The following is a 24965-nucleotide window of genomic DNA, read 5'->3' as shown; positions in this document are numbered from 1 at the left end:
GGCCAGCAAGCATTGACAATGCGGATCTGGGGGCTTTTTTACGTGAAAAAGGCCTCCATGAAACCCATCTGGAACAGTGGCGTTTGCAGATCCTGAATGCGCTACAGAGATAACCTGCCTCCAATATGAAAAACAAATCCCTATCATCAGATACTAAAAAAATACGGGAACTTGAGAAAGAGCTTCAAAGGAAGGAAGTCGCTCTTGCCGAGGCTGCCGCATTGCTGATTCTGAAAAAAAAAGCCCGGAAAATCTGGGGGGACGAGGACGGAAACATGTTGTGGCGCTTTTTTCATTTTTCTTTTTGCGGCCGTAAGCCCGCCTCAAGCGGCGGGTGTTTTGGGACGTGGCCGGGTTTTTGGCCATACGTCCCGCAACATGCGCCGAACCCCTTTGAATGGGTATCAGGATCTTCTTCTTCTGAACCGCGTGATGCCGTCTTCCAGCAGCATCTTAATGATGGACGCCCAGACCTTTTCGTGGGGTCTTGGCTTCAGCCCCCTGGCAAGGTAGCCCATCTGCCGCTCATACCAGGTGATCTCCAGCATGGCCATGTTGTCCACAGCGGCAATGCCCGTGGATTTGGGCGTGACAGGGCTTTTGTATGCCATGCCGCTCTCTCTGGCGATGGTTGCGGGAAGATCCGGATCCAGCACCATGGGACGGCCCAGTCCCACCATGTCCGTATCGCCTGAGGCCAGGGCTTCCACCATGCCGGACGCCGTCCTGAACCCGCCAGTCACCACCAGGGGAATGGCCGTCATCTGACGTACTTTCCGGGCATACTCCAGGAAATAGCCTTCCGAACCTCCGGGCATCCCCGCCATCATCACAGGCTTTTCATAGCTGCCCCCGGAAATTTCCAATAGATCCAGCCCTTCTTCGGCCAGAGCCTTTGCCACTTCGGCCGCTTCTTCCGGATGATAGCCTTCCTTGCGGAAATCCCCGGAATTGAGCTTGGCTCCGATGGGAAAATCCGGCCCCACCTCCTTGCGGATGGCCCGGTACACCTCCATGAGAAAGCGCATGCGGTTTTCAAGGCTGCCGCCCCAGGCATCCTTACGCTGGTTGTGCAGGGGAGACAGAAACTGGGAAACCAGATACCCGTGGGCCGCGTGGATCTGCACACCGGTGAAGCCCGCTTTTTTGGCAATGCCTGCGGATCTGGCAAAGGCGGCGATGATGCCCAGAATATCTCCCTCCTCAAGGGCCCTGGGTGTGGCAAAAAAACGCTGAAGACCCGGATGCAGGGGGATGGCCGAGGGAGCCACGGGGCTGGGTGAGAGGTTTTTCGGGCTTTGTTTTCCCGGATGGTTGAGCTGCACCCAGATTTCAGACCCTTCTTTTTTACCGGCCCCGGCCCAGGAGCTGAGCAGCGGGAGATCGTCTTCCGTGTCCATGACCACGTTGCGGGGTTCCCCCAGCGCCTTTCTGTCCACCATGACATTGCCGGTCACAAGAATCCCGGCCCCGCCTTTGCCCCAGCGCTCATAGAGACGCACCAGTGCGTTGGTGGGACGGTTGTCTTCGGTTCCGAGGATTTCGCTCATGGCGGATTTGAAAAAACGGTTTTTCACCACCCGGCCGCAGGGCAGGGTGAGGGGGGTAAATAGGCGCTCTTTCGGGGTGTCCTGCATGGTGTTTCTCCCTGTTCTTTTTGTGGGTCAACGGAAGAAGGGAGCGTCCGGCACTATGGGACAGGATGCCGGACGCCCGGAGGTTTTCAGGATGCGGGTGTCATGCGGTAGGTATAGGCTATCATCATCTGGTTGCGGTCTTCCATCTGAAGGGCCGCCTCCAGTCCTCCCACATCGATGTTGGCGTTGATGGCTTCTTTTGTCATGCGGATGCCCATGGGATTTTTTTCCATCATGGTTTTGGCAAGGCCTTCAGCGGTCTCGATCAGGGCCTCACGGCCTACCTTGCGGCTGGCAAAGCCGAGAGCCATGGCCGTGTCCGCATCCATCCAGTTGCCCGTGAGAAGATATTCGTAAGCCCGGCCTGCGCCGATGAGCCGGGGCAGAAAATAGCTGGAGGACATGTCCGCACCGCCAAGGCCGATGTTGATATAGGCTGCGGAGAATTTGGCGGTATCGGCAAGGATGCGGATATCGGAAGCCATGGCAAGGGAAAAGCCGATGCCCGCCGCAGCGCCGTGTATGCAGGAGATGATGGGCTGGGGGATGCGGCGCATGGCGAGAAACAGGCGGCTCATGCGGGCCTGGGCGTTGTAGGCGTCCACAGGACTCATGGCCATGATGGCCGGGGCATAGGTTTCCACATCAAGGCCCGCGCAGAAGCCCCTTGAGGCTCCGCCATCGAGAATGATGACACCCGTTTCATTGTCGTAGCGCCTTGCCTGGAGAAAGGCCTCGAATTCATCCACCATTTCCAGGTCAAAGGCATTGTATTTATCGGGCCGGTTCAGGGTGAGGTAGCCGATGCGGCCTGCCTGACGGAAGTTCAGGGTCTTCATTTTTGCTCCTTTAGGTGAAGTATTCGGTGGGGATACCGAGGGTCAGGGCTTCTTTTGTCATGAGACGATGGCACAAAGTGGCCTGTTTAGGAAGGTGGTAGGCGAAAAAATACCGGCAGACGCTGATTTTTCCCTCATAAAAGGAGGCTGCTCCTCCCTTCGCGCTGCCAAGCCTTTCACGGGCCGAGAGGGCCTGCTTCAGCCACTGCCAGCCCACGGTGACAAGTCCGAAGGCCTCCAGATAAAGGGTGGCATCCGCAAGAAAGGCTTCCGCTCCCGCTTCTAAGGCCCAGAGTCCCAGCGTTGCCGTGGTGGTTTCCAGGGTCTGAAGGGCCTCCTCAAGGCTTTTGGCCATGGCGGCAAGGCTGTCATCCTGTCCTGCCCTTTGCAGGGTGGCACGGATCTCTTTTCCCAGAAGACGCAGGGGAAGACCGTTTTCCATCATGACCTTGCGGCCCAGAAGATCCATGGCCTGAATACCGGTGGTGCCTTCATGGATGGCGTGGATGCGCATGTCCCTGAAGTGCTGCTCCACGGGAAAATCCTCGCAGTATCCGTATCCGCCAAAACACTGGAGACTCTGGCTGACACTGAAAATCCCCTGTTCCGCAGCATAGCTTTTGGCGACAGGTGTAAGAAGGTCCAGAAGAAGATGGCGCTCTCTGGCAGCCTCGTCTTTCAGGGTGTGCAGGCCGTCTTCGTAAAGGCCGCATTGCAGTACCAGCGCCATGGCTCCTTCGGCAATGGCCCGCTGGTCGAGCAGCATGCGTTTCACATCCGCATGTTCGATGATGGCGACAGGCTCGGATTTGGAGGAGACTCCCATCCTGCGGCCCTGTTTCCGGGATTTGCTGTATTCCAGAGCCGCCTGATAGGCTGCCGTGGCAATGGCCGCGGCTCCCATGCCCACTTCGAGACGCGCGCCGTTCATCATCTGGAACATGGCGGCAAGCCCCCGGTTTTCCTTTCCGATGAGATACCCCAGACAGTCGTTTCTTTCGCCCATGGAAAGCTCGGCAATGGGAGCGCCTCTGTAGCCCATTTTATGGAAAATCTGGGTGATGGTGATGTCGTTATCCGCAAGGCCGCCCAGTTCGGGTCTGAGTTTGGGCACCACAAAGAGGGAGATGCCCTTCACTCCCGGAGGGGCTCCGGCAATGCGCGCCAGCATGAGGTGCACCACGTTTTCCACACCGTCGTGATCCCCGGCGGAGATGAAGACCTTGCGGCCCTGAATGCGGTACACGCCTTCGCCCGCGGGAGTGGCCGTGCAGGCCAGATCCCCTAAGGAGCTGCCCGCTTCCGCCTCGGTGAGGGCCATGGTGCCCTGCCACCGGCCCGCAAGGAGCGGGGGCAGATAGAAATCCTTCAGGGCTTCGCAGCCATAGCTGGCGATGAGCCGTGCAGCGCCCATGGACAGGGCGGAATAGACACTGGCGGAATAGTTGGCGGAGGCGAAAATGGCCGTGCAGGCATGGAGCAGCATGGCGGGAAGCCCGTCGCCGCCCTGATCCTGGGGCAGACCTGCGGAGATCCACCCGTCCTTTCCCATCTGGCGGAGCAAAGGCCCGATGGCCGGATGCACATGCACCTTGCCGTCTTCAAGGTGCGGGACTTCCTTGTCCATTTCCGAGAACAGGGGATGCAGGGCGGTTTTTGCGAAATCATAGGCGGCATTGAGCACCAGATCCCAGCTTTTCATATCCTTTTCGGAGAAGATGTCCTTTCCTTCTTCGGCAAAGACTTCACGGAGCAGAAAGCGGAGATGCTGCATATGGATGAATCGTTCGGCCATGGAACCTCCTTGGGGTGTGGGATGAAGAGCTTGTTTCAGGGAAAGGGTTTTTCACATTCCGGGCCAGAGGGGATTGTTTATGGAACTACCTGTTTTGATAAGAATAAATAAAATGGCCTTGAAAAGCCTCGCCAAAAACCGTGAAATGCCGTAGAAGAAACCGTTAAAAAGCAAGATTCCACGAAATATCAATATTTTCATACGGGAGCTTTTCATGGAGAAGGATGCCGCAGCACTGATCACCGAACTCACGGGCCATCTTTTCAGCAGTCTCGACATGGAAACGGCCCTGCACCGCACCTTTGCCTGCCTTGCCCGGCATTTTCCCCTGGATCTCATCCATCTCCTCACCGTGGATCTGACCACCGACACCCTTCGGTATCTGGCCGAAGCCACGGAAAACCGGGGGATTCTTCTCGATGAGAAGGTGCAGGTGTCCCAGCGGGCCATGACGGACATCCGCAGCCGGGTGGAGGCCCCCATCTGGCGCATGAACCGCAGCGAAAGCCCCCTTCTGGAAGAGGTGTACCAGCGTTTCCGAAGCCATGTGGCGGGGCCTGAAATCCGCAAGGGAAACAATTATTCCGTGCTGGTGCTGGGGTTCGGCATGGGCGGGGAGCTTGTCGGGGCCTTTGGCATGGTGGTTCGGGGCAAGGACAGCTATGGCAGGGAGCATGAGAGCCTTTTGGGGGAGATCCGGAAACCTCTTCTTGCCGGACTCCTGAACCTTTTCCGTCACAGGGATGTGCTCTGCCGCAATGAACGTCTGGCGGTGGAAAAGCAGCAGCTTCAGGACAGGCTGGGCTATCCCGGTGGCATGGTGGGCCGTTCTCCGGCTCTTCAGGCCGTGCAGGCCATGATCCGTCAGGTGGCTCCTTTGCGGGTGCCGGTGCTGCTTTTCGGGGAAACGGGTACGGGCAAGGAGGTGGCCGCCTCAGCCATCCACAGGGCTTCGGGCAGGGCCGATGGCCCCATGATCCGGGTCAACTGCGGAGCCATCGCGGAAAACCTTCTGGATTCGGAGCTGTTCGGCCATGAAAAGGGGGCTTTTACCGGAGCCATGGAGAGGAAGCGGGGTTTCTTTGAGCAGGCCGACGGCGGCACCCTTTTTCTCGATGAGATCGGAGAGCTGCCCCTTGCCGCTCAGGTGAAGCTTCTCCGTGTGTTGCAGTCCATGGAGTTTTTCCGGGTGGGCGGTCAGCGGCCCATTGCGGTGGATACCCGGGTTATCGCTGCCACCCACCGGGATCTTTACCGCATGGTGGAAGAAGGGCGTTTCCGGGAGGATCTCTGGTTCCGGCTGAATGTCTTTCCCATCCGCATTCCGCCCCTCAGGGAGAGGCTTCAGGACATGGAGGCCCTGGCTCTTCACTTTATCCGCAAAAAATCACGGGAGATGAATTTTGATCCGCCGCCGGAGCTTTCTTCAGAAAACCTGCAGGCCCTGCAACGCTACGCCTGGCCGGGGAATATCCGGGAGCTGGAGAATGTCATGGAGCGGGCGCTGATTCTGGGCAGGGGGAGGGGGCTTTCCTTTGCCCATCTGGGAGGCGGGATGCCGAAGGTTCCGGAAAGGCCGGAAGGCGAGGGGGAGTCCTCCGGAGTCCGAGGGACATCCGAAGGCATAAAGGATTTTCTAACCCTGGAAGAAGCCATGCGCCGCCATATCCTTGCGGCTCTGGAGCTCTGTTGCGGAAAGATTGACGGCCCGAAGGGCGCTGCGGGGATTCTCGCCATCCATCCATCCACCTTAAGAAGCCGGATGAAGAAGATGGGGATTGTGCTGGAAAGGCGGGCGAACAGCGGAACGGTTTTTGTGGAGAAGGGCGGGCTCTGAACCACAGTGGCAGCGAGGTGGGCTTTTCCAGCCATTCACATGGCGGAAAAAATGTGCTAGCCCGGTTTGGGGTCGATAAGGGGGATCATCGGGGGCAACAATGGAGGAACTATGCTGAGAAAAATGTATTCGTTCTGCTTTGTTTTGTTTTTTCTGGTTTCCACAGCCCTTGCGGCTCCGGATGTCCGGGAACTCATCGTGCTGCACACCAACGACATGCATGGCCGGGTGTTGCCCGGTGACAGCGATGGCATGGGCCTTTCGCGGCTCAGCACTCTGGTGAAGGGCGTCCGGGAAGCGTATCCCCATGTCCTTCTGCTGGACGCAGGGGACGCCCTGCACGGTATGCCCATTGTGACCCTGGAAAAGGGGGCCAGCATGGTGCGCCTCATGAACGCCATGGGCTATGAGGCCATGACCACGGGCAATCATGAGTTCAACTATGGGGCAAAGCGGGTTCTGGAGCTTGCCGCCATGGCGGATTTTCCCTTTCTTGCGGCCAATGTGAGAAAGGAAGACGGCTCCCTTCTTGTGCAGGAATATGTGCTGAAGCACTATGAGGGCCTGCGGGTGGCGGTTTTTGGCCTTGCCACACCGGAAACCCTCACCAAGGCCCATCCCGACGGGGTAAAGGGGCTGCGCTTTGAAGATCCTGTGGCAACGGCGAAACGCATGGTGGATACCCTGAAAGATCAGGCGGATATTCTCATCGCCCTGGTGCATCTGGGGCTGGATGCGGGCACCCGGCCCGAGTACAGGAGCTCGGCCATTGCGGAAAATGTGGCGGGCATCCATCTCATTGTGGATGGCCACAGCCATGACCGTCTGGAACATGGCCTGAAGGTGAAAGACACCTGGATCGTGAGCGCCCATGAATACAACAAGGCCCTGGGAAAGGTGGTCATGCGTCTGGACGGGGAGGGGACGGTATCCGTTGACGCTTCGCTGATCCCAAAGGAAACGGGCATGGCCGCACCGGAAGATCCGGAGGTGAAAACCCTGATTGACGCCATTCTCGCAAAACAGGAGGCTGCCCTTTCCGAAGTGATTGGCCGTACATCCATTCGTCTTGACGGAGACCGGGAACAGATCCGGGTGGGGGAAACCAACCTCGGTAACCTTGTGGCAGACGCTGTTCTGGAGGCCTCGGGCGCGGAGCTGGTCTTCATCAACGCAGGCAGCATGAGGGCCTCCGCTGAATCGGGAGAGATCCCGCTCAGGAAAATCATCGAGATCCTTCCCTTCGGCAACACCATTGTCATCAAAAAAATCACGGGCAAGGCCCTGAAGACCGTGCTGGAAATCGGCGCATCCTCCTATCCTGCACCGGATGGTTCCCTTCTCCATGTGGCGGGCATGCGTTATGCAATTGACCCCTTACAGCCAGAGGGAAGCCGGGTGGAGCATGTTGAGATTGGCGGTCTTCCTCTGCATCCGGAAAAGACCTATCTTGTGGCCACCAACGACTATCTGGCCGCAGGCGGCAGTGAGATGACGGTGCTGAAGGAGTTCCCCACCACACGGGAGGCCGGTGCCGTGGATGCGGCCGTGGAAACCTATATCCGCAGGCGGGGTGTGATCCGTCCTGTTGTGGAGGGACGGATTCTAAAAAAACCTTTTGTAAAATCAAAAGGCAAATAAATTCAGCCTTGCCACCTGGCCGGACGGGAAGGTCTGTGCTGAAAACTCCATTGGGGGCTGCCTGTAAGTGTTTTTTTTTCGGACTTGGCAAAGAGTCTGTTTTTCACTACTGTGAGGAAATCTTTTTCGTATTCTGTTCGTATCTCAAGATGTTCATCCATTCACGTCCATTCAAGGAGGTTTGTCATGACTCAGGAAGCATCTTCCATCGTTCTGCCCCCTCTGCCCTATGCGGACAATGCCCTCGACCCGGTGATTACGGCAACGACCATCGGATTTCATTATGGAAAGCACCACAAGGCCTATGTGGACAATCTGAACAAGCTTATTGCCGGTACGGAATATGCGGGCCTTTCCCTTGAAAAGATTATCACTGCTGTGGCGGGAAAGGCGGACAAGGCGGGAATTTTCAACAACGCAGCCCAGGTCTGGAACCATACCTTCTACTGGAACAGCCTGAAGCCCGGTGGCGGCGGTGAGCCGCCCGTGGCTCTGAAGCAGAAAATTGAAGCCGCCTTTGGCAGTGTGGAAGCCTGTAAGAAAGCTTTTCTGGATGCGGCTCTTACCCAGTTTGGCAGTGGATGGGCCTGGCTGGTGCAGGAGGGGGAAACGCTCAAAATCGTCAAGACGGGGAATGCGGAAACCCCCCTCACATCCGGACTGAAGCCCCTTCTGACCCTGGATGTCTGGGAACATGCCTATTATCTGGATTATCAGAACCGTCGGGCGGATTATGCCCAGGCTGTTCTGGACAAACTGATCAATTGGGAATTTGCCCTCAGCAACCTTGCCTGATCTGATGCACGCTGAATCAGCCACCGTTCCCATGCGCCTGCCTGGGAACGGTGGATTTCAATTTACAATCCAGATGGCCTGATCCATCGCCATTTCCACAAGTTTTTCTCCGATCCTTCCAATGAAAAAATCCTGTACCCGGGAAATCCCCCTGCGCCCCACGATAAGGGTACCCCACCCCTCCTTTTCCGCAGTATCCAGAAGGCCGATGGACCGGTTCATATAGCCATGGACAATACGGCTTTCCATATTTTCGGGCTTCACGGAACGCTCCCTGAGAACATGCAGGGCCTTTTCCATGGCGGGTTCGATTTTGAGCTTTCGGTGGGTTTCCAGGGTTTGTCTGGTGTCTGCCGTGGTGCTGTTCTGGAAGTTTCCATTGAAGAAGGTCTGGGGGCGGGCAATGTGGAGAATATGAAACTGCTTGTCCGTGTGCGCAAACAGGGATGCTGAAAACCTGAGGCAGTTTCTTGCGCCATGAGAATCGTCAAATCCGATGAGGATATGCCGGGTTTCCACGTTTTCCCCCACGATGATGAGGGGAATGTGCTGGATGCGGGATACCAGTTTTCGGGCGATGTTGCCGATGGGCAGACGGATCAGGTTGGAGCAGCCCTTGCGTCCGGCAAAGACGGCTGCGTATCCGTCCATGCTTTCTGAGACAATGTCCCGTGTAATGCCGGTTTTACGCCGGCACATTTTGACGGTAATGGATTTCTGGGGAAATCCTGCCTGGACAAAGATGCTGCGGGCTGTCTCCAGGATATCTGCGAAACACCTGCGCTGCCTTTCAGCCCATTCCGTCATATCCTCCGGATGGATGCGGTTTTCCGGATCGGGGTAGATGTCCCAGAAAGATTCCGGCATATCGAATTCCACAAGAAAAAGCACGATTTCGGAACGATCCTTGGGCAGCATGGCAGCGGCATAATGCACGGTGGCCATGGAGGGGGTGGATCCGTCCAGGGCAATGAGATATTTGCGTTCCATATCCTCTCCTTGTCTGTCATTGGGGGTCTTTTTTTGCTGTCCTGGAACCAATGCAGTCTGCGTGCCGTAGCCTGATTCCGGGGCTTTTTTGGGTGCCGGATTGTCGGTTGAGACGGCGTTTCGCCGGGAATGAAGAGGAATCTGTACGGTTTTTTTGTTTTGTGAAAGAGGGCAGAAGGGACAAGGGGAGGGGGAAGCTGGCTGTCATGATTTTTATCACTCTGTCAAAGAAAACGGGGAATACGGATGTTTTTCCCTTTGGTGAAGGGAATCGCGACGCAGGGGGGAACCGGTAAAATTCCATGCAGGGAATGGCCCGGAGGGGTAGCGGGTATGTATCCTGAAATGTGCTGGTGCGCTTTGTGCATTTCATTCCGGGAAAAGGATTTCAGGATAACCCAAAGCAAGCATGGGAGGCTCTATGGCAAAACTGAAGGGGAGCGCATGGCATCTGGAGCAGCTTCTCCGTACCCGGGTCTGTCGTCAGTGTGATCTTGATGGGGCGGATCTGGTGAATGCGGAGCTTAGAGAGGCGGATCTCCGGGGGGCACGGCTGGGTGAGGCGGATTTGAGGGGAGCGGATCTTCGGGGTGCGGATCTTTCCGGCGCGCGCATGGGGGCTGCGAATCTTGCAGGTGCCGATCTGAGCGGTGCCAATATGCTGAAGGTCAATCTCAGTGGAGGGTATCTTCAGGGAGCACGGCTTGATGGTGCCACTCTCACCATGACGATACTTCTGAAGGCAGATCTGCATCATGCCAGTCTGGTTCATGCGGATCTCGGGGACAGTGACCTGCGGATGGTCAGTCTGATTCAGGCGGATCTGAGCTTTGCCGATCTCAGTGAGGCAAACCTCACCCAGGCAAGGCTTACAGGAGCAAATCTTAAGGAATCGAGCCTCCATGGGGCAGACATGAAGGGGGCTGTCCTGGACGGAGCCTGCCTGGAGTCTGCCCGTCTTTCCTCAGCCAACCTTGCCAGTGCCAGTCTCCGTGAGGCACACCTCAAAGGGGCTGTGCTGAATGGTGCGCACCTGTATCTGGCAAGCCTGAGGAATGCGGATCTTGGAGGCGCCCTGCTGAAAAAGGCCCAGATGCGGAGTGTCGTTCTGGCTGGAGCCTCCATGCACGGGGCTGTCCTGACCGGAGCGGATCTTTCCCATGCGGATCTTGAAAATACAGTGCTGACCGATGCGGATCTGGTGCAGGCGGATTTGCGGGGGGCACAGATGAAGGGTGTCAGACTTGAGGGAGCCAGGCTGAGTGGAGCGCAGCTGGGACAGTCCTTCATGGGAGAGGCGGTTCTGGAAGGTGCCAGCCTTGTGGATGCGGATCTGGAGGGCTGTCATCTGGATAAAGCCTGCATCCGGAAAGCCAATCTCACAGGTGCGAATCTGGAATATGCAAGCCTTGAGGGGGCGGATCTTTCCGGGAGCTGTCTTGCGGGTGTCAGACTTTCCCATGCAAATCTTACGGGAGCGGATCTGCGGAATGCAAACCTGAGGGGGGCTGTCCTGAAAGGGGTGAGACTCGAAGGGGCTGTTCTGGACGGAGCCGTTTTAACGGAAGCGGATCTTGAGGGGGCAAACCTCAAAAAATGTCAGATGCAAAGGGCACAGATCAATAAATGCTCGCTGCGGGGTTCCAGTCTTTTAAAGGCGGATCTGCGCCATGCAAACCTGAACCATACGGATCTTTCCGGAGCGAATCTGAGCGGGGCGGATATGGAGGCGTGCAGTCTGGTCAAAGCGCTGATGCGAAGTACGGATCTCATCAATACCCATCTTGCCGGAAGCAACATGTCGGAGTCGGACTGTTCGGGAGCCTGTCTGGTCGGCAGCGATCTGACAGGTGTTGATTTTACGGCTTCCCGAATGCTCGATGCGGATTTTACTGGCGCGACTCTGGAGGGGGCCATTCTGGTCAAGGTGCAGCTGGAGGGCAGTGATCTCAGTGGCGCAGGCCTGAAGGGAGCCAATCTCAGGGGAGCCTGTCTGAACCGAACGCGCATGGTGTACGCGGATCTGACGGAGGCCTGTCTCGCCAATGCGGAAATTGTTCAGGCCACGATGAAGGAGGCAATCCTGAGAGGGGGGGATCTCACGGGAAGCCATATCCGGGAGACGGATCTGGAAGGATCGGATCTGGAAGGGGCCAGGTTTACCGGAGCCGTGATGCGGGAAGTTTTGCTGGAAGGGGCCAATCTGAGCGGGGCGATCTGGATGGATGGTCAGGTCTGCACCGGAGAGTCCAAGGGAGCATGCAGCGTTTCCTGACTCCAGAATTTTTTTCGTATGCGCAGATATAAAAAAGGAATCCTGATCATCAGGATTCCTTGTCTGTTTTATGGATTCTGGCTCTTCAGGTGCTCAGCGAAAAGAACTCTTTTTCTGCTGAAGCCCTGATGTCCATGAAAGAATCAGTGGAAGACAACTGTCCGGTTGCCCTGTAGAAAACTGATATCCCAGGCAAGAATGGCTTCTTTACGCCAATCCTTGTGACGAATGTCCTGGATGGTGGGAACCCTTTCTCTGTAGGCTGCCACTGCGGTGGGGGTTTCGACGGCAACACCGCGTGCTCTGGGATTGTGGGCCTTCCAGTGGGCCACAACATCAATTCTTTTTCTCCGTACCCTGGCTTTGTGATGTCTGCGTTCTGCTTTTCTCGTGCCTTTTTCCATGGTTGCTCCTTTCGGTTGGGTACTAAGGGCATCCTGCTTTTTGGTCGTCCAAAAAAGCTTGATTCAACAATAAGGCATCTCTTTTGAAAAAGCAAGTATGTTTTTACTGTTTTTTTGATAAAAGCGCACCAGTTTAACGAGGGGGATTTTTTTCATCCCCGTTTTCTTTTGGAGGAAAAATCAGGGAAAAAGGCTGGGCCCGGATCTGTTCCTTCAGGGCCGCCAGTACTTTGGCCGGACTGTGGATGTGGGTGTTTCTGGCCCTGAGGGCCACGTAAAGGGCAAGACCGAAGCTGACCCAGAGGTTGCAGGAGGAAATGAGGCAGATAAAGAAGAAATAGAGTGCCGATTCAAGGAATCCCGGAACCATACCGGCCATGGCGTATCCGAGGTTTGCCGATGAAAAGGCCACATGACGGATTCCCAGAGGCAGCCCCAGAAGAAGGCCCACATAGGCGGTACTGCCCAGCAGCACCCCAAAAAAGAAGTTTCCCACCAGGGCACCGTAGTTTTCATGCACATAGTCGGCAAGGGGTTCCCGGATTTTTTTCGGGAGCAGGCGTTTCAGAAGAGGGTGATTTTTCAGCCTTGCCCCAAGACCGATATAGGCGGCCCTGTTATCAAAAAAACCGGAAGTCAGACCCGCCAGAAAGAGCCAGACCCCTGCGATACAGGCATGGAGCAGGGCCAGACTGGCCAAGGGCTGAAGCTCGTACAGCTGATAGTGTCTGACTTCCGGTGTAAGGAAGGGCTGTCCTTTAAAAAACGAGAAGAGCCATCCGAGGCCAAAGGCCAGGGACAGGGCCACGATCACATTCCCTGTAATGGCGATGAACTGGGAACGGCTGACCTGCACCAGAAGTGTCGCAAGTTTTTTGGGATTGGCTCCCCCGTGTTCTCCCTGCTGCACGGCTTCGGCCAGACGGGAGGCCGTCATGGCAGGCTGCTTGGTGGCCACGGTGAAATGCAGAATATGAATGAGCATGAAGCCCAGGCCATAGTTGAGGCTCACAAGAACGGTTTCCGGAAAAGGCGCGAGTTCCATCCCCATGATCCGGATCTTGATGAGGGCCATGAGGGCAATGAGGAGGCCTCCGCCTGCGCCGGAACGCAGCATGGCAAAATATTCCTTGCGATTCTGGGTGATGTAGTGTTCGCCGTGATCGCTGGTGCTCTCTGTGATGCTGCGGGAAAGCAGCTTGATGTTGGACTGAAACAGGTAACGGATGCTGTAACGCTGGCGACTGGCTGCTGTCAGTTCCTGAAAAAGGGTGATGGCCGTCTGCCGGGATTTCTCAAGATCTCCGGGGTTGAGGAGGTTGAGAATGTCCAGAATGCGTTTCAGGGTCTGATCCAGGCGTTCCAGAAGGTAGGAAAGGGAGATGCTGGTTCCCTGGGTCACGCATTTTTTTCTGAAAAAGCTCACGGCCTTCATGCACTGATCCAGGAGCACCCGTGCATGGGCATCATCCTCAAAGTCCGGTTGTTTCCCAAGAATCCAGGCCTCATAGCTGCGGCAGTAGGCTGAAATTTCCCGTTGCAGTGCCACAAAGGCGGAGTTCTTGTCCACAATTCTGGGATCCAGACGCACGAGATCCGGTTCCAGCTCTTCACCTGCCACCCATATGGAAAGCATTTCCAGGGCATAGAGCAGTTCTTCTATGGTTTTTCCCAGAAGTTTCAGGGCATCGCCAGGATGGACATTCCAGAGCATCCGGAACAGGCGCAGCCAGCTTGCCGCAGGCAGGGCCACCACCCACCGGGGATCGTCCTTATGGTGAAAAATCAGGGTGAGGGCGTCGGAAAGGCTTTCCGGATTCAGAGGTGCCGGGTTGATGTGTTCATACATCCGGTTGCCCAGTTCCTTCAGGAACCCCTGACGGGAAAAAAGTCCCAGCACGGCAAAGGCCAGAAAATAGTTGGCTCTTCCGAGCCAGTCTTTCAGGGTTTCTGCCAGAATCCTATCCGCCTCTGGCATATCCGTCAGGGCATTTTCCAGAAGATCCATACGGTGGATCACGGCCTCTGTCTCTTCTTCCGGATCAGGACGCAGCCAGTCCGTGACCGTCCTTAAAATGTCAATGGGAGAGGGCGGCGTGTCTTGAAAACGCTGAAGCATGCGCTGGAGGTCAGGACGGTCATGTTTTTTCATAAGGTTCCGTAGGGGGAAATGGAGAGCTTTTTGTTGTACAGTCCCTTAAGACTGGGCGTATGGCGAGCCATCATAGCCTGCCGTGTGAGATTTTAAAAGGGCTTGTAGGGGCAGGCTTTCAGGTGTAAAGCCCTGATTCGTGCCATGGAAAGCCCTTTTGGCAAAAAACTGCTTTTCATTCGAAAAATCCCGAGGAATTGCATGAACGAAGAATTTATGGGAAAAAGTTTTCCACCCGGAATGTCTGTCCATGAGAGAGAGAGCAGAAAAAAAAAGATGGGGATTTCCCTGAGAAAGCCCCCATGGCTGCGCAGAAGCCTGCCAAAGGGGCCTGTATATGGCCACGTTCAGCATCTTTTGCGGGAAGCGGCCCTGCATACGGTGTGTGAGGCAGCCCACTGCCCCAATCAGTTTGAATGTTTTGGCAGGAGGACGGCGACCTTTCTGCTCTTGGGTGACATCTGTACCCGGAACTGCCGGTTCTGCAACATTGAGACGGGCAGGCTGCTGCCGCCCGATGAAAATGAACCGCAGCGGGTGGCGGAAGCCGTCTCCCGGCTGGGGCTTTCCTATGTGGTGCTCACCTCGGTCACGCGGGACGATCTCTCCGATGGCGGTGCCGGACATTTTTACAAAACGATCCGGGTTCTTCGCGAAAAACTGCCGGAAGTGGGGATTGAGGTGCTGATTCCGGATTTTCAGGGCTGTGCGCAGGCCCTGAACAGGGTACTGGAGGCAGGGCCGGATGTGCTGAACCACAATATGGAAACCGTAAGCCGCCTGTATCCCGCCGTGCGGCCCCAGGCCCGTTATACCCGTTCGCTGGAACTGCTTGAACGGGTGGCCTCCCATCCTTCCGGGATTCCCGCCAAGTCCGGCCTTATGCTGGGGCTTGGGGAAGAAGAGGACGAAATTCTGGAAACCCTGGAAGATCTCCGGACAGCCGGATGCACACGGCTTACCCTGGGACAGTATCTTCAGCCTTCTGCGGCCCATCTGGCTGTGGAGCGTTTTGTAACGCCCGGTGAATTTGATGCCTGGAAGGAAAAAGCCCTTGCCATGGGCTTTACCGCCGTGGCCAGCGGCCCCTTTGTACGCAGTTCCTACAGGGCGGAGGAAGACCGGCCCGGACAGGGCCAGAATGGATGAACCGGCCTGCTTTGTACCCTAAAATTTCCGTGTTCAGAAAAGAGGTGCGGGCGGTGCTGGCCCTGGCCCTGCCGGTCTGGATCGGTCAGCTGGCCTTCACCGCTGCGGGCTTTGCGGATACCCTCATGTCCGGTCGTGTGGGGGCTGTGGATCTCGCAGGCGTGGCCATGGGAGCCGGTATCTGGACGCCCCTTTTTTTCGGGATGAACGGTCTGCTCCTTGCGGTCTGTCCTGTGGTGGCCCAGCTTGTGGGCGCAGGCCGGCGGGAGGCCATCGCGGATGTGGTACACCACGGTCTTTTCATTGCCCTGGTGGCAGGTGTGGTGCTGGGATGTCTTCTTCAGGGCATGGAGCCTCTGCTTCAGTGGATGGGAGGCCCCCAGGAGGTGATCCGTATGACCCTGCTTTATCTGGAGGGGTTTGGTCTGGGACTCCCCGCCATGGCGGGCTATATCGTGCTGAAAAGTTTTTCCGAGGCCATGGGGGATACCCGAACCCAGATGCAGATTTCCCTTATGGGACTTGGCTGCAACGTGGGCTTTAATTTTCTCTTTATTTACGGCGGGGCAGGCATTCCCGCCATGGGCGGCGCAGGCTGCGGCTGGGCCACGGCCCTTTCCTTCTGGCTGATGTTTCTGGGCATGGGGATGTATCTGGCAGGGGCGAAGCGGTATCGCAGTTTGCGATGGTTACGGTTTCCCGTATTCCGGAAAAAAGGTTTTGCGGAGCTGCTCGGGCTGGGCGGGCCCATTGGACTGACCCTTTTCATGGAAGCCAGTATTTTCGGCTGCATCACCCTGTTCATCAGTTCTCTGGGTGCCGTGACCGTGGCAGGCCATCAGGTGGCCATGAACTTCTCGGCTCTGGTGTACAGCATTCCTTTAAGCCTTTCCACAGCCGTCACGGTACGCACGGGTCAGGCCGTGGGGGCGAAGGCCCTGAACCGGGCCATGGAAACGGTCTGGGCCAGTATGCTCTTATCCCTTCTCATTGCCTTCCTCACCCTTACGGGAACCCTGCTGTTTCGCCATGGGATTGTACGGCTCTATTCTCCGGACAGTGATGTGCAGGCCATGGCCGCAGGACTGCTGGTGTTTGGAGCCCTGTACCAGCTTTCCGATGCGGTGATGACCACTTCCCTGGGGGCGCTTCGGGGTTTCAGGGATACGGCGGTTCCCATGCGGCTCACCTCTGTGGCCTACTGGGGCATCGCCATGCCCCTGGGCTATGTTCTGGGCATGACGGATATGTGTTTTCCCCGCATGGGAGCGGCGGGATTCTGGATCAGCCTCATCACGGGCCTTACCCTTGCGGCCTTTCTGCTTCTGCTGCGGCTTCTCAAAGTCAGAAGCCGGGGTCTCCCTCCAGCCGTCCATCCCTTCCCACCGCCCTGACCTTCACCTGAACCTTCTGACGGAGAAGGCTGTCCGGGCCGTCCGCAAGCAGGGTCTGGTAGTTACCCGTAAGACCTTTGAGCCTGCCCGTTTTTTTGTCCCTGTGCCGTTCAAAAAGCACCTCCTGCACCGAACCTTCAAGGCTTTGCGCAAAAAGCAGACGCTTTTTTTCCCCCATCTCCCGAAGCAGGGCACAGCGTTGTCTGGCCGTTTCAGGGGAAACGGGGTTCGGATAGCTGGCTGCGGGCGTACCGGGCCTGGGGGAGTAGGGAAAGACATGGAAGTAGGTGAGGGGCAGGCCTTCCACAAGTGCTGCGGTTTCTTCAAAAAGGGTGTCCGTCTCACCGGGAAAACCGACGAGAATATCCGCTCCGATGGCTGCCTCGGGCAGGGCCTTGCGTACGGTGCGGATGCGTTCGGCATAGAAGGCACTGTCATAGGGGCGGCCCATGGCCCTGAGAAGGGTGTCGGAGCCATTTTGCAGGGGGATATGGAAATGGGGGGCAATGTGCGGATCGGAGGCCGCCAGATGGATGAGGCTGTCTGTGACTTCCACGGGTTCCAGAGAACCGAGGCGCAGACGGGGACAGCCAGGATCTGTCAGGAGCAGGCGGAGGAGGTCTTCCAGATGCAGGGGCGGGAGGAGATCTGCGCCGTACATTCCCACATGGATACCCGTCAGCACCACCTCCCTGTATGCCGCACTGGCCAGATCCCGGACTTTCTGAAGCACCCTTTCCGGTTCCAGGCTGCGGCTGCGTCCCCGTGCATGGGGGACAATACAGTAGGTGCAGAAGGCGTTGCAGCCGTCCTGAATCTTGAGAAAGGCCCGTGTGCGGCCCATATCCCGGGCAGGTGCGGGGATGTCCTGAAAGCGGGTCTCCTGGCAGGCGCTTTCCCCGTGGCAGGCGGGGTAGGGCAGGGTGTCCCCCTGGGCCAGCCGGGCCAGCAGATCCGGAATGCTGTGCTTGTCCGTATGGGAGACCACATGATCCACCCCTTCCATGGCCGCAATTTCAGGGCCTTCGGTCTGGGCGCAGCAGCCTGTGACCAGAAGCAGAGCTTCCGGATTGTGCTGTACCAGGTGACGGATCTGCTGTTTGGAATGCTGGGCCGCTTTTCCCGTCACCGTGCAGGTGTTGAGGATGAGGACATCGGCTTCCCGGATTTTCAGGGTTCGTTGCCAGCCTGCGCTTTCAAGGCAGGCGGCAATGGCATCGGATTCCTGCTGGTTGACCTTGCAACCCAGGGTGGTGATGAAAAAAAAAGACATGGATGTGCTTTCCTTGTAAGGCCGTGTTGCTGTCTGCGGCGGTTCAGGTTCCCTGGATGATGCCGCCGCCCAGTACCCGGTCCCCATGGTAGAAAACGGCTCCCTGTCCGGGGGTGACGGCAGCCTGGGGACTGGCAAAGCATACACGGGCCGTGTTCTGGCCTCCGGGGATCAGCGTTGCCGGAACATCCTGGTGGCGATAGCGGATTTTAACGGTGAGGGAGAGGGGAGCCTGGGGAAGGGGGATGAGCCAGTTGATCTGCTCCACCTGACAGGAGGCGGCCATGAGGTCTTCCCGGAACCCCACCACAAGGCGGTTTTTCGCCATATCCAGGGCCACAACATGGTAGGGCGCAGGGCCGGGACAGCCCAGCCCCCGGCGCTGGCCGATGGTGTAGCGGTGCAGCCCCTGATGCTGACCGATGGTTTTGCCCTCCAGGGTGACAATGGCACCGGGTACGGGCCGTATGCTGCCGGAAGACTCCAGAAAATCGGCATACCTTCCATCCGGAAGAAAACAGATATCCTGACTTTCCTTACTGGACAGGGCCTTCAGCCCTTCAGCCTCCGCCTTTTCCCGCAGTGCGGCCTTGGTCCACTCGCCTAAGGGAAAGAGGATGCGATCCAGCCGTTCCCTGGGAACCCGTGAAAGGAAATAGGACTGATCCTTCCCCCCATCCTTTCCCCGGAAAAGACCGGGAAGGCCATCCTCTACGGGAAGAATCCGGGCATAATGGCCCGTGGCCACATGGCTGCATCCGAAATCCGCAGCCGCATCCAGCAGGGCACCAAACTTGATGAGGGCATTGCAGACCAGACAGGGATTGGGGGTGCGTCCGGCCCGGTAGGCTCCCACAAAATTTTGAATCACCTTTTTGTGAAACAGATCGGACAGATCCAGAAGATGGACAGGAAGCCCCAGCCTCTGGCCCAGCAGGGTCATCTCTTCCCGGACTGTGGAACTCTGGTATCCCGTGAGAAAATGCAGGGCATGGATATCATGACCTGCTTCCATCAGAAGACGGGCCGCCATCAGAGAATCGATCCCGCCGCTGACGGCTACAAGGATGCGGCTCATTCAAAGAACTTGTCGGTCTTGGTGGCTTTGATGCACATGGCCCGGGTAGGGCATGTGGGGATGCAAAGCTCACAGATACTGCATTTTTCCTGGTCAAAGATGACCGCCATATCCGGTCTGTGGACGTAAAGGGCACCCGTGGGACAGACGGCGGTGCAGGCTCCGCAGTGGGTGCAGCGGGACTCATCCCGGGTGATTTCCTGTCCGGCATTCTGGACATCAATGCCTTCACTCTCAAGGTAGGCCAGTCCCTGGCGGAAGTTTTCTCTGGGGCCGGAAAGTTCCAGCACCATCATTCCCTCTTTTCGGGGAAGGATCTGGGCATGGAGAATATTGAAGGTCAGGGAAAAATTGCGGGCCAGGTTGCACACCAGAGGCTTCTGGCTGGCTTCGGCGGGAAAACGTAGAATCAGGATCTTGGATTGCAAGGGAATCTCCTCCTTGGGGGTCAGCATATGAAGCCAGAAAATCTATGCGGGTAGGAAGAGCTTGTCAAGGAAGGCTTTGGGGAAAGGGGGTTTTTATTTTTTGATTACCACCTTACCTCAGCTATGCAGTCGCAGATTTTGTCAATGCAGCTCCCCCCAGTGTTCCCACGCTGGAGCATGGGAACGATAGCTGAGGCAGTGCCAGGGCCTGCCCCGGCATTTCTTTTCAGTCGCCCTCGAAAAATTTTTTCATTTTTTTTCTCAGCCCCTCCCGGCTGATTCCCAGCATCCGGGCCGCCTGACTGCGGTTACCGCCAGCAGCTTCAAGTACCTTCTCAATCAGTACCTTTTCGTTTTCTTCAAGGCTGAAGAGCGGTTCCTCGGGGCACTTTTTATTTTCCGGGCCGGATAAGGGGGACATGGTTTTTTGCTTTGTATTTTCCGAAGGTGCCGAAATTTCTGAAACGGTTTTTTCCTGGCGGATATGGGAAGACAGGTCTTCCACCCGGATGGTTTCCGAGTAGGAGAGGGCCACCACCCGCTCCACCTCGTTTTCCAGTTCCCGCACATTGCCGGGCCAGGGGTAGGTCAGCAGGCAGTCCATGGTGTCCTTGCTTACCTTGAGGAGGGGCCGGTTCATCTGACGGCAGTGCAGATCGAGAAACCGCTGAAGCAGCAGGGGAATGTCACCGGTTCGCTCCCGCAGGGGGGGCAGGCTGAGGGAGATGACATTCAGGCGGAAGAAAAGGTCTTCCCGGAAGCGTCCGGCCTTTGCTTCGGCCTTGAGGTTCCGGTGCGTGGCGGCCACCACCCGCAGATCCACAGGAATGACAGCAGAGCCGCCCACCCGTGTGACTTCCCGTTCCTCCAGTACCCGGAGAATTTTGGCCTGAATGTTCAGGGGCATATCACCGATTTCATCGAGAAAGAGGGTGCCGCCGCCAGCCTGTTCCACAAGGCCCTTTCGCATGGAGACTCCCGTGGCAATCCCCTTTTCAATGCCGAAAAGTTCACTTTCGAAAAGGCTTTCCGGAATGGCCGAGCAGTTGATGGCGATAAAAGGCCCGGTCTTGCGGATGGAGTTGTAATGCAGGGCCTTGGCGATGAGTTCTTTTCCCGTTCCCGTTTCCCCTGTGATGAGCACATTGACGGAGGTGTCTGCGATACGTTCCGTCTGTTCCAGAATATGGCGCATGGCCTGGCTCTGGCCCACAATGCGTTTGGGAGAAAAACGTTCCATGAGGCCCTTTTTAAGGCCTTCATTTTCCTTCAGAAGCTGCCTGCGGGAAATTTCCAAGGCTTTACCGGTCTCTTTCAGGTTTTTCAGCATTTCCTCCATCTGAAATTCCCGTGCTTCGATTTTGACCAGCATCATGCCGAAGGATTCCGCAAGACTTACAATGGGTTCGGGATAGGCCATGCTGCGGGTCATGTCAAAGAGGGTTTCGACCCGGTCATGGCGGTTCCAGGCCAGATCATGGCAGATCTGCTCCATCAGTTTGAGGAGACGTTCAACATCGGGTGTAAAAAGAGAGGACTCTGTCATGGCGGTCTTTCACGAGCCTTAAAAAATCTGGGGATTTTTGGGCACAGGGATTAAAATTTCAGCCGGGTGTTTCCCGGATCACAACAGGATGGGCATCAGTCCGTACGCAGGGCCTGAATGGGATTCAGGGCTGCCGCCTGCCGGGCCGGGTAATATCCGAAGAAAACCCCCACGGCTGCGGACACGCCCACACCGAGAAACAGGGCACCTTCAATGATTTCAAACTGCCAGTCGGATATGCGGGCGATACCGTAGGAGGCCCCCACACCGATGAGGATACCGAAGATCCCGCCCAGAAGGGAAAGCAGAATGGATTCAATGAGAAACTGCCACTGGATATCGGTTTTCTGTGCACCAAGGGCACGACGGATACCGATTTCCCGTTTCCTTTCCGTAACGGAGACCAGCATGACATTCATGACGCCGACACCGCCCACGATGAGGGAAATGCTGCCAATGGCCCCCAGGAGGAGGGTAAACATGCGGGACTGGCGCTCCATCTGTTCAATGATCTGTTCCGGGCTGGTGATGCGGATCTGGAGGTCCCGTGGTGGTGCCGAAAAATAGGCCTGAATGTCTGCTATAGCCTGGGATACGGGAATCCCGGGAGCAAGACGGGCCATGAAGACATGGATCTCATTCTGGCTGGACATGCGCAGCACTGTCTTGATGGGCAGCAGCATCCCCTCATTGCTTTCATAGGGCCGCATACCACCCATGGGCACAGTTTTGAGGCTGCCCACCAGGGTTACCTTGCGGTTGTCAAAGTACAGATCCTGACCGGGATGGGTATCCACGCCCTGGGATATCAGCTTGTCGCTGAGGTTGCCCCCGAGGCAGGCGTGGGGGGTCAGTCCGTCCAGATCCGAGATGAAGCGGCCTTCGGCAACGGTGAGTTTGTTCAGGTCGATGAAAGACTGGGTGACGCCCAGCACGGGAACGGGAATCCGTTTGCCCTCCCTCCGCAGCTCGCCATAAGCGGAAACATAGGGGGCCACCACAGCAACGGAGTCCAGCTCCGCAGGCAGAGCCAGGATGTCCTGTAACTGGAAGGCCCGGGCCGTTTTGCCATCCCGTCCCCCGTCTTTCTGGACAGACAGGATGTCCGTTCCCATTTCCCTGAACTGGCGCAGGGCCTCCCGCTGGGCCAGGGCACCGATGGAGACCAGGGAAATGACCGAGGCAATGCCGATGACGATTCCAAGCAGGGCGAGAATGGAGCGTTGTCTGGCGGCGGCAAGGGATCTTGCCGCTTCCTTGAGGTTGGATTTTAAAATCATGGGCTTTCCTCACCGCCTGCAATCAGGCCGTCTTTCATGCGTACGGTTCTGGGGCACTGGGCCGCGATGTGGGGATCATGGGTGATGAGCAGGGTGGTGATCTGCCGGGTGGCGTTGAGTTCGAGAAAAAGATCCATGATTTCCTGCCCTACACGGGTGTCCAGCGCACCGGTGGGTTCGTCGGCCAGCAGGATGGAGGGGTTTCCCACAAGGGCTCTGGCAATGGCCACCCGCTGCTGCTGTCCGCCGGAAAGTTCCATGGGCTTGTGCCCGGCCCGTTCTCCCATGCCCACCTTTTCCAGCATTTCCATGGCCATGGGTTTCTGCTGCTTTTCGGGGATTCCCCGGTACACCAGGGGAAGGCAGACGTTTTCTAAGGCCGTGAGTTTGCCAAGAAGGTTGAACTGCTGAAACACAAAGCCGATTTTCTGATTGCGGATGGCGGAAAGTTCCCGGTCTGTGAGGCTGGCCGTTGCCAGACCTTCCAGAAGGTAGCGGCCTGAGTCCGGCTGATCGAGAAAACCAATAATGTTCATGAGGGTGGATTTACCGCAGCCTGAAGACCCCATGATGGCCAGCATTTCCCCCGCATTGACCCTGAGGGTGACTCCCCGGAGCACCTTGACCTGCACAGGCCCCAGGGCAAAGGATTTTTTGATGTCTTCCAGCACAAAGAGGCTCATGGTGCCCACTCCAGCAGACGCTCTCCGGCGGTGAGGCCGGAGAGAATTTCAACGGAACCCAGGGTGGTGATGCCCGTTGTCACTTTCCGTTCTTCGGGCTGTCCACTGCTGTTCAGCACCCGCACCAGGGAATGACTGCCCACGGGGCGTACCAGGTGGAGAGGAACAAGCAGGGCTTCGGGATTGTCATACACAAGGATTTCAAGATCCGCGCTCATGCCCACCCGGATGCTGCGGATGGCCTCCTCACTCAGTTCCGGGATTTTCACCTGTACATCAAAGCCCGGTGCATCCCGGCCGCTTCCCGTGGTGGCCTGGGCGGAAATATGATCCAGGATGCCCTCAAGGAGGATGCCGGGAAAGGCGTCTCCCTTTGCCCTGACTTTCTGCCGGATCCTGAGTCTTCCGATGTCCACCTCATCCACACGGGACAACACCCGCAGCCCCTCAAGGTTGCCCAGAGCCAGGAGGGCAATACCGGCCTGCACCCGTGCTCCCTGATCCAGGGAAACCTTCTTGCTGTCCTCCCCAACGGGCTGGATGACCACACCGGAGACGGGGGCGCGTACCTCGGCCTTCTGGATCAGCCGCTCGACTTCCTGAAGGCGGGTTTCGGCATTGTCCAGCTCCATTTTTGCAATGCTGAGGTTTTCAGGGCTGGCTTTTTTGAGGGTGGAAGCCATTTCCTCCCTGCTGGAAGTGAGATCCATGCGGCTCGTTTCCACCTGCTGCCTGGCCCGATCCAGTTCCTGGGCGGGGATGATGCCCTTTTCAAAGAGGAGCTCGGCCTCCTGAAGCTGGCGGATATGGGTATCGAGATTGCCTTCTGCCCGTTGCAGGCTGCGTCTGGCCCTGGCCATTTCCGTGCTTTCTGACCAGGTGGACAGGGCCTCATAGCTCTGCAAGGCCTTGATGTGGCTGCTCCTTGCTTCCCGGAGCTTCATTTCCATTTCCGCCGTATCAAGGAGCAGGAGCAGATCCCCTTCCCTGACCACCTGACCGAAGACAAAGTGGCGCTCCAGAATTCTGGCGTCAAAGGGTGCGGAAATCATGATTTCTTCAATGGGTTGCAGCCGTCCTGACAGGGAGATGGAGGAGGAGACGGGTTGGGCGGTGGCGATGTAAACAGGGGCTTCCCCGTTCGGTGTGCTGCGGGGGAGAGCGGGTGTTTCCGAAGGGGAACGCAGTCCGGCAAAACCCTGAAAATGGATAAAACCAAGCCCCACAAAAAAGAGGATGATGGCCGCTGTGGCCACTCCCCTGACCATCTGTACCTTTTTAAGAAGCCCCGTCAGCTTAAGGTTGCTGGCCTCCACCTCTTCGTAGGCCCTGGCCAGTCTTCGGGTATTTTCCTTTTCCTGTTCCTGAAGGGCCGTCAGTTCCGTGATGTCAGAAAAAACCACCACCACTCCCTGGGCTTCCTTTTCATTTTCCCGGTGCAGCCAGGAAGAGGAAAGGCTTAAGGTCATCTCTTTGCCATCGGGCCGGATGAAGGCCACCGTTTCCCTCTGCCCCACTTTTTTACGGGTGACCGCATCCAGAATTTTCTGGTTGAAGACGTCGTTCTCCACTTCTGCGGCAAGAAAAACCTCGGCAAAGGTATGCTCCCGCACATCTGAGGCATCCAGTCCGAGGATGGTGGCAGCAGCGGGGTTGAAAAGGGTGATGCGGCCCTCGAAGTTGAGGGCCATGACCCCGTCCCGCATGTTGTGGAGAACACTTTCGTGAAAATCTTTTTGCATATCAGGCTTTGTCGTCATTGTCTGTCC

At 57.0% G+C, this 24965-nt stretch carries 19 protein-coding genes; 6 read left to right on the top strand and 13 right to left on the bottom strand.

What is annotated here, in order from left to right; all coding sequences use genetic code 11:
- Positions 1–404 precede the first annotated feature (404 nt).
- The 3 genes from BR04_RS08230 to BR04_RS08220 all read right to left on the bottom strand — a co-directional run bounded on the left by BR04_RS08230 (position 405) and on the right by BR04_RS08220 (position 4271).
- A complete protein-coding gene (locus BR04_RS08230; protein ID WP_496355520.1) occupies positions 405–1637 on the bottom strand; it encodes an NADH:flavin oxidoreductase/NADH oxidase family protein in 1233 nt (410 codons plus the stop codon).
- A gap of 86 nt (positions 1638–1723) precedes the next feature.
- The gene (locus BR04_RS08225; RefSeq protein WP_496355519.1) at positions 1724–2476 is read right to left on the bottom strand and encodes an enoyl-CoA hydratase/isomerase family protein; all 753 of its coding nucleotides are present in this window, start codon (positions 2474–2476) and stop codon (positions 1724–1726) included.
- A gap of 10 nt (positions 2477–2486) precedes the next feature.
- The gene (locus BR04_RS08220) at positions 2487–4271 is read right to left on the bottom strand and encodes an acyl-CoA dehydrogenase family protein (protein ID WP_496355518.1); all 1785 of its coding nucleotides are present in this window, start codon (positions 4269–4271) and stop codon (positions 2487–2489) included.
- A 214-nt stretch (positions 4272–4485) separates the two neighbouring features.
- On the opposite strand from BR04_RS08220, the gene BR04_RS08215 reads away from it, so the two are divergent.
- The 3 genes from BR04_RS08215 (at position 4486) to BR04_RS08205 (ending at position 8544) form a co-directional block, all read left to right on the top strand.
- Positions 4486–6108, top strand: a complete 1623-nt coding sequence (locus BR04_RS08215; protein WP_496355517.1) for a sigma-54 interaction domain-containing protein — start codon at positions 4486–4488, stop codon at positions 6106–6108.
- Between the two features lie 111 nt (positions 6109–6219).
- Positions 6220–7749, top strand: a complete 1530-nt coding sequence (locus BR04_RS08210; RefSeq protein WP_496355516.1) for a bifunctional metallophosphatase/5'-nucleotidase — start codon at positions 6220–6222, stop codon at positions 7747–7749.
- A 186-nt stretch (positions 7750–7935) separates the two neighbouring features.
- Complete coding sequence (locus tag BR04_RS08205; protein WP_496355515.1) at positions 7936–8544, top strand: superoxide dismutase; 609 nt, start codon at positions 7936–7938, stop codon at positions 8542–8544.
- A 57-nt stretch (positions 8545–8601) separates the two neighbouring features.
- Here the strand turns inward: BR04_RS08205 and BR04_RS08200 are convergent, their stop codons facing one another.
- Complete coding sequence (locus tag BR04_RS08200; RefSeq protein WP_496355514.1) at positions 8602–9534, bottom strand: universal stress protein; 933 nt, start codon at positions 9532–9534, stop codon at positions 8602–8604.
- 421 nt (positions 9535–9955) lie between these two features.
- On the opposite strand from BR04_RS08200, the gene BR04_RS08195 reads away from it, so the two are divergent.
- Positions 9956–11809, top strand: a complete 1854-nt coding sequence (locus tag BR04_RS08195; RefSeq protein WP_496355513.1) for a pentapeptide repeat-containing protein — start codon at positions 9956–9958, stop codon at positions 11807–11809.
- A 143-nt stretch (positions 11810–11952) separates the two neighbouring features.
- Here BR04_RS08195 and BR04_RS08190 read toward each other — a convergent pair whose 3' ends face one another.
- Positions 11953–12213, bottom strand: coding sequence for a hypothetical protein (locus BR04_RS08190; RefSeq protein ID WP_496355512.1), 261 nt, complete (start codon positions 12211–12213; stop codon positions 11953–11955).
- Positions 12214–12346: 133 nt separating this feature from the next.
- The gene (locus tag BR04_RS08185; protein WP_496355511.1) at positions 12347–14365 is read right to left on the bottom strand and encodes a site-specific recombinase; all 2019 of its coding nucleotides are present in this window, start codon (positions 14363–14365) and stop codon (positions 12347–12349) included.
- Positions 14366–14566: 201 nt separating this feature from the next.
- Here BR04_RS08185 and lipA point away from each other — a divergent pair, with 201 nt between their 5' ends.
- Both lipA and BR04_RS08175 read left to right on the top strand, forming a co-directional pair.
- Entirely contained in the window at positions 14567–15514 is a 948-nt protein-coding gene (gene lipA / locus BR04_RS08180) for a lipoyl synthase (RefSeq protein WP_496355510.1), read from the top strand.
- An 11-nt stretch (positions 15515–15525) separates the two neighbouring features.
- A complete protein-coding gene (locus BR04_RS08175; protein ID WP_496355509.1) occupies positions 15526–16908 on the top strand; it encodes an MATE family efflux transporter in 1383 nt (460 codons plus the stop codon).
- On the opposite strand, the gene mtaB is transcribed toward BR04_RS08175, so the two are convergent.
- The 7 genes from mtaB to BR04_RS08140 form a co-directional block, all read right to left on the bottom strand.
- The gene (gene mtaB / locus BR04_RS08170; RefSeq protein WP_496355508.1) at positions 16859–18181 is read right to left on the bottom strand and encodes a tRNA (N(6)-L-threonylcarbamoyladenosine(37)-C(2))-methylthiotransferase MtaB; all 1323 of its coding nucleotides are present in this window, start codon (positions 18179–18181) and stop codon (positions 16859–16861) included. The genes BR04_RS08175 and mtaB overlap by 50 nt on opposite strands.
- Positions 18182–18224: 43 nt before the next feature.
- Entirely contained in the window at positions 18225–19259 is a 1035-nt protein-coding gene (mnmA, locus tag BR04_RS08165; RefSeq protein WP_496355507.1) for a tRNA 2-thiouridine(34) synthase MnmA, read from the bottom strand.
- On the bottom strand, positions 19256–19687 hold the full coding sequence (locus tag BR04_RS08160) for an NIL domain-containing protein (protein WP_496355506.1): 432 nt from the start codon (positions 19685–19687) through the stop codon (positions 19256–19258). Before BR04_RS08160 ends, mnmA begins: the two co-directional genes overlap by 4 nt.
- A 226-nt stretch (positions 19688–19913) precedes the next feature.
- Complete coding sequence (locus BR04_RS08155) at positions 19914–21233, bottom strand: sigma-54 interaction domain-containing protein (protein WP_496355505.1); 1320 nt, start codon at positions 21231–21233, stop codon at positions 19914–19916.
- Positions 21234–21328: 95 nt separating this feature from the next.
- Positions 21329–22513 (bottom strand): ABC transporter permease, encoded by a 1185-nt coding sequence (locus tag BR04_RS08150; protein WP_496355504.1) that lies wholly within the window; start codon positions 22511–22513, stop codon positions 21329–21331.
- Positions 22510–23196, bottom strand: coding sequence for an ABC transporter ATP-binding protein (locus tag BR04_RS08145; protein WP_496355503.1), 687 nt, complete (start codon positions 23194–23196; stop codon positions 22510–22512). The genes BR04_RS08150 and BR04_RS08145 overlap by 4 nt, the downstream gene beginning before the upstream one ends.
- Complete coding sequence (locus BR04_RS08140) at positions 23193–24956, bottom strand: PAS domain S-box protein (protein WP_496355502.1); 1764 nt, start codon at positions 24954–24956, stop codon at positions 23193–23195. Before BR04_RS08140 ends, BR04_RS08145 begins: the two co-directional genes overlap by 4 nt.
- Positions 24957–24965 lie beyond the last annotated feature (9 nt).

Source organism: Desulfobotulus sapovorans DSM 2055, from assembly GCF_059569355.1.
The sequence above is the reverse complement of the archived record's forward strand: the minus strand, read 5'-3'. Positions and strand labels throughout refer to the sequence as shown.

Bases quoted from the DNA above. Each gene is read 5' to 3' on its own strand.
- BR04_RS08230 (WP_496355520.1), bottom strand. From the start codon at position 1,637: ATGCAGGACACCCCGAAAGAGCGCCTATTTACCCCCCTCACCCTGCCC.
- BR04_RS08225 (WP_496355519.1), bottom strand. From the start codon at position 2,476: ATGAAGACCCTGAACTTCCGTCAGGCAGGCCGCATCGGCTACCTCACC.
- BR04_RS08220 (WP_496355518.1), bottom strand. From the start codon at position 4,271: ATGGCCGAACGATTCATCCATATGCAGCATCTCCGCTTTCTGCTCCGT.
- BR04_RS08215 (WP_496355517.1), top strand. From the start codon at position 4,486: ATGGAGAAGGATGCCGCAGCACTGATCACCGAACTCACGGGCCATCTT.
- BR04_RS08210 (WP_496355516.1), top strand. From the start codon at position 6,220: ATGCTGAGAAAAATGTATTCGTTCTGCTTTGTTTTGTTTTTTCTGGTT.
- BR04_RS08205 (WP_496355515.1), top strand. From the start codon at position 7,936: ATGACTCAGGAAGCATCTTCCATCGTTCTGCCCCCTCTGCCCTATGCG.
- BR04_RS08200 (WP_496355514.1), bottom strand. From the start codon at position 9,534: ATGGAACGCAAATATCTCATTGCCCTGGACGGATCCACCCCCTCCATG.
- BR04_RS08195 (WP_496355513.1), top strand. From the start codon at position 9,956: ATGGCAAAACTGAAGGGGAGCGCATGGCATCTGGAGCAGCTTCTCCGT.
- BR04_RS08190 (WP_496355512.1), bottom strand. From the start codon at position 12,213: ATGGAAAAAGGCACGAGAAAAGCAGAACGCAGACATCACAAAGCCAGG.
- BR04_RS08185 (WP_496355511.1), bottom strand. From the start codon at position 14,365: ATGAAAAAACATGACCGTCCTGACCTCCAGCGCATGCTTCAGCGTTTT.
- lipA (WP_496355510.1), top strand. From the start codon at position 14,567: ATGAACGAAGAATTTATGGGAAAAAGTTTTCCACCCGGAATGTCTGTC.
- mtaB (WP_496355508.1), bottom strand. From the start codon at position 18,181: ATGTCTTTTTTTTTCATCACCACCCTGGGTTGCAAGGTCAACCAGCAG.
- mnmA (WP_496355507.1), bottom strand. From the start codon at position 19,259: ATGAGCCGCATCCTTGTAGCCGTCAGCGGCGGGATCGATTCTCTGATG.
- BR04_RS08155 (WP_496355505.1), bottom strand. From the start codon at position 21,233: ATGACAGAGTCCTCTCTTTTTACACCCGATGTTGAACGTCTCCTCAAA.
- BR04_RS08150 (WP_496355504.1), bottom strand. From the start codon at position 22,513: ATGATTTTAAAATCCAACCTCAAGGAAGCGGCAAGATCCCTTGCCGCC.
- BR04_RS08145 (WP_496355503.1), bottom strand. From the start codon at position 23,196: ATGAGCCTCTTTGTGCTGGAAGACATCAAAAAATCCTTTGCCCTGGGG.
- BR04_RS08140 (WP_496355502.1), bottom strand. From the start codon at position 24,956: ATGACGACAAAGCCTGATATGCAAAAAGATTTTCACGAAAGTGTTCTC.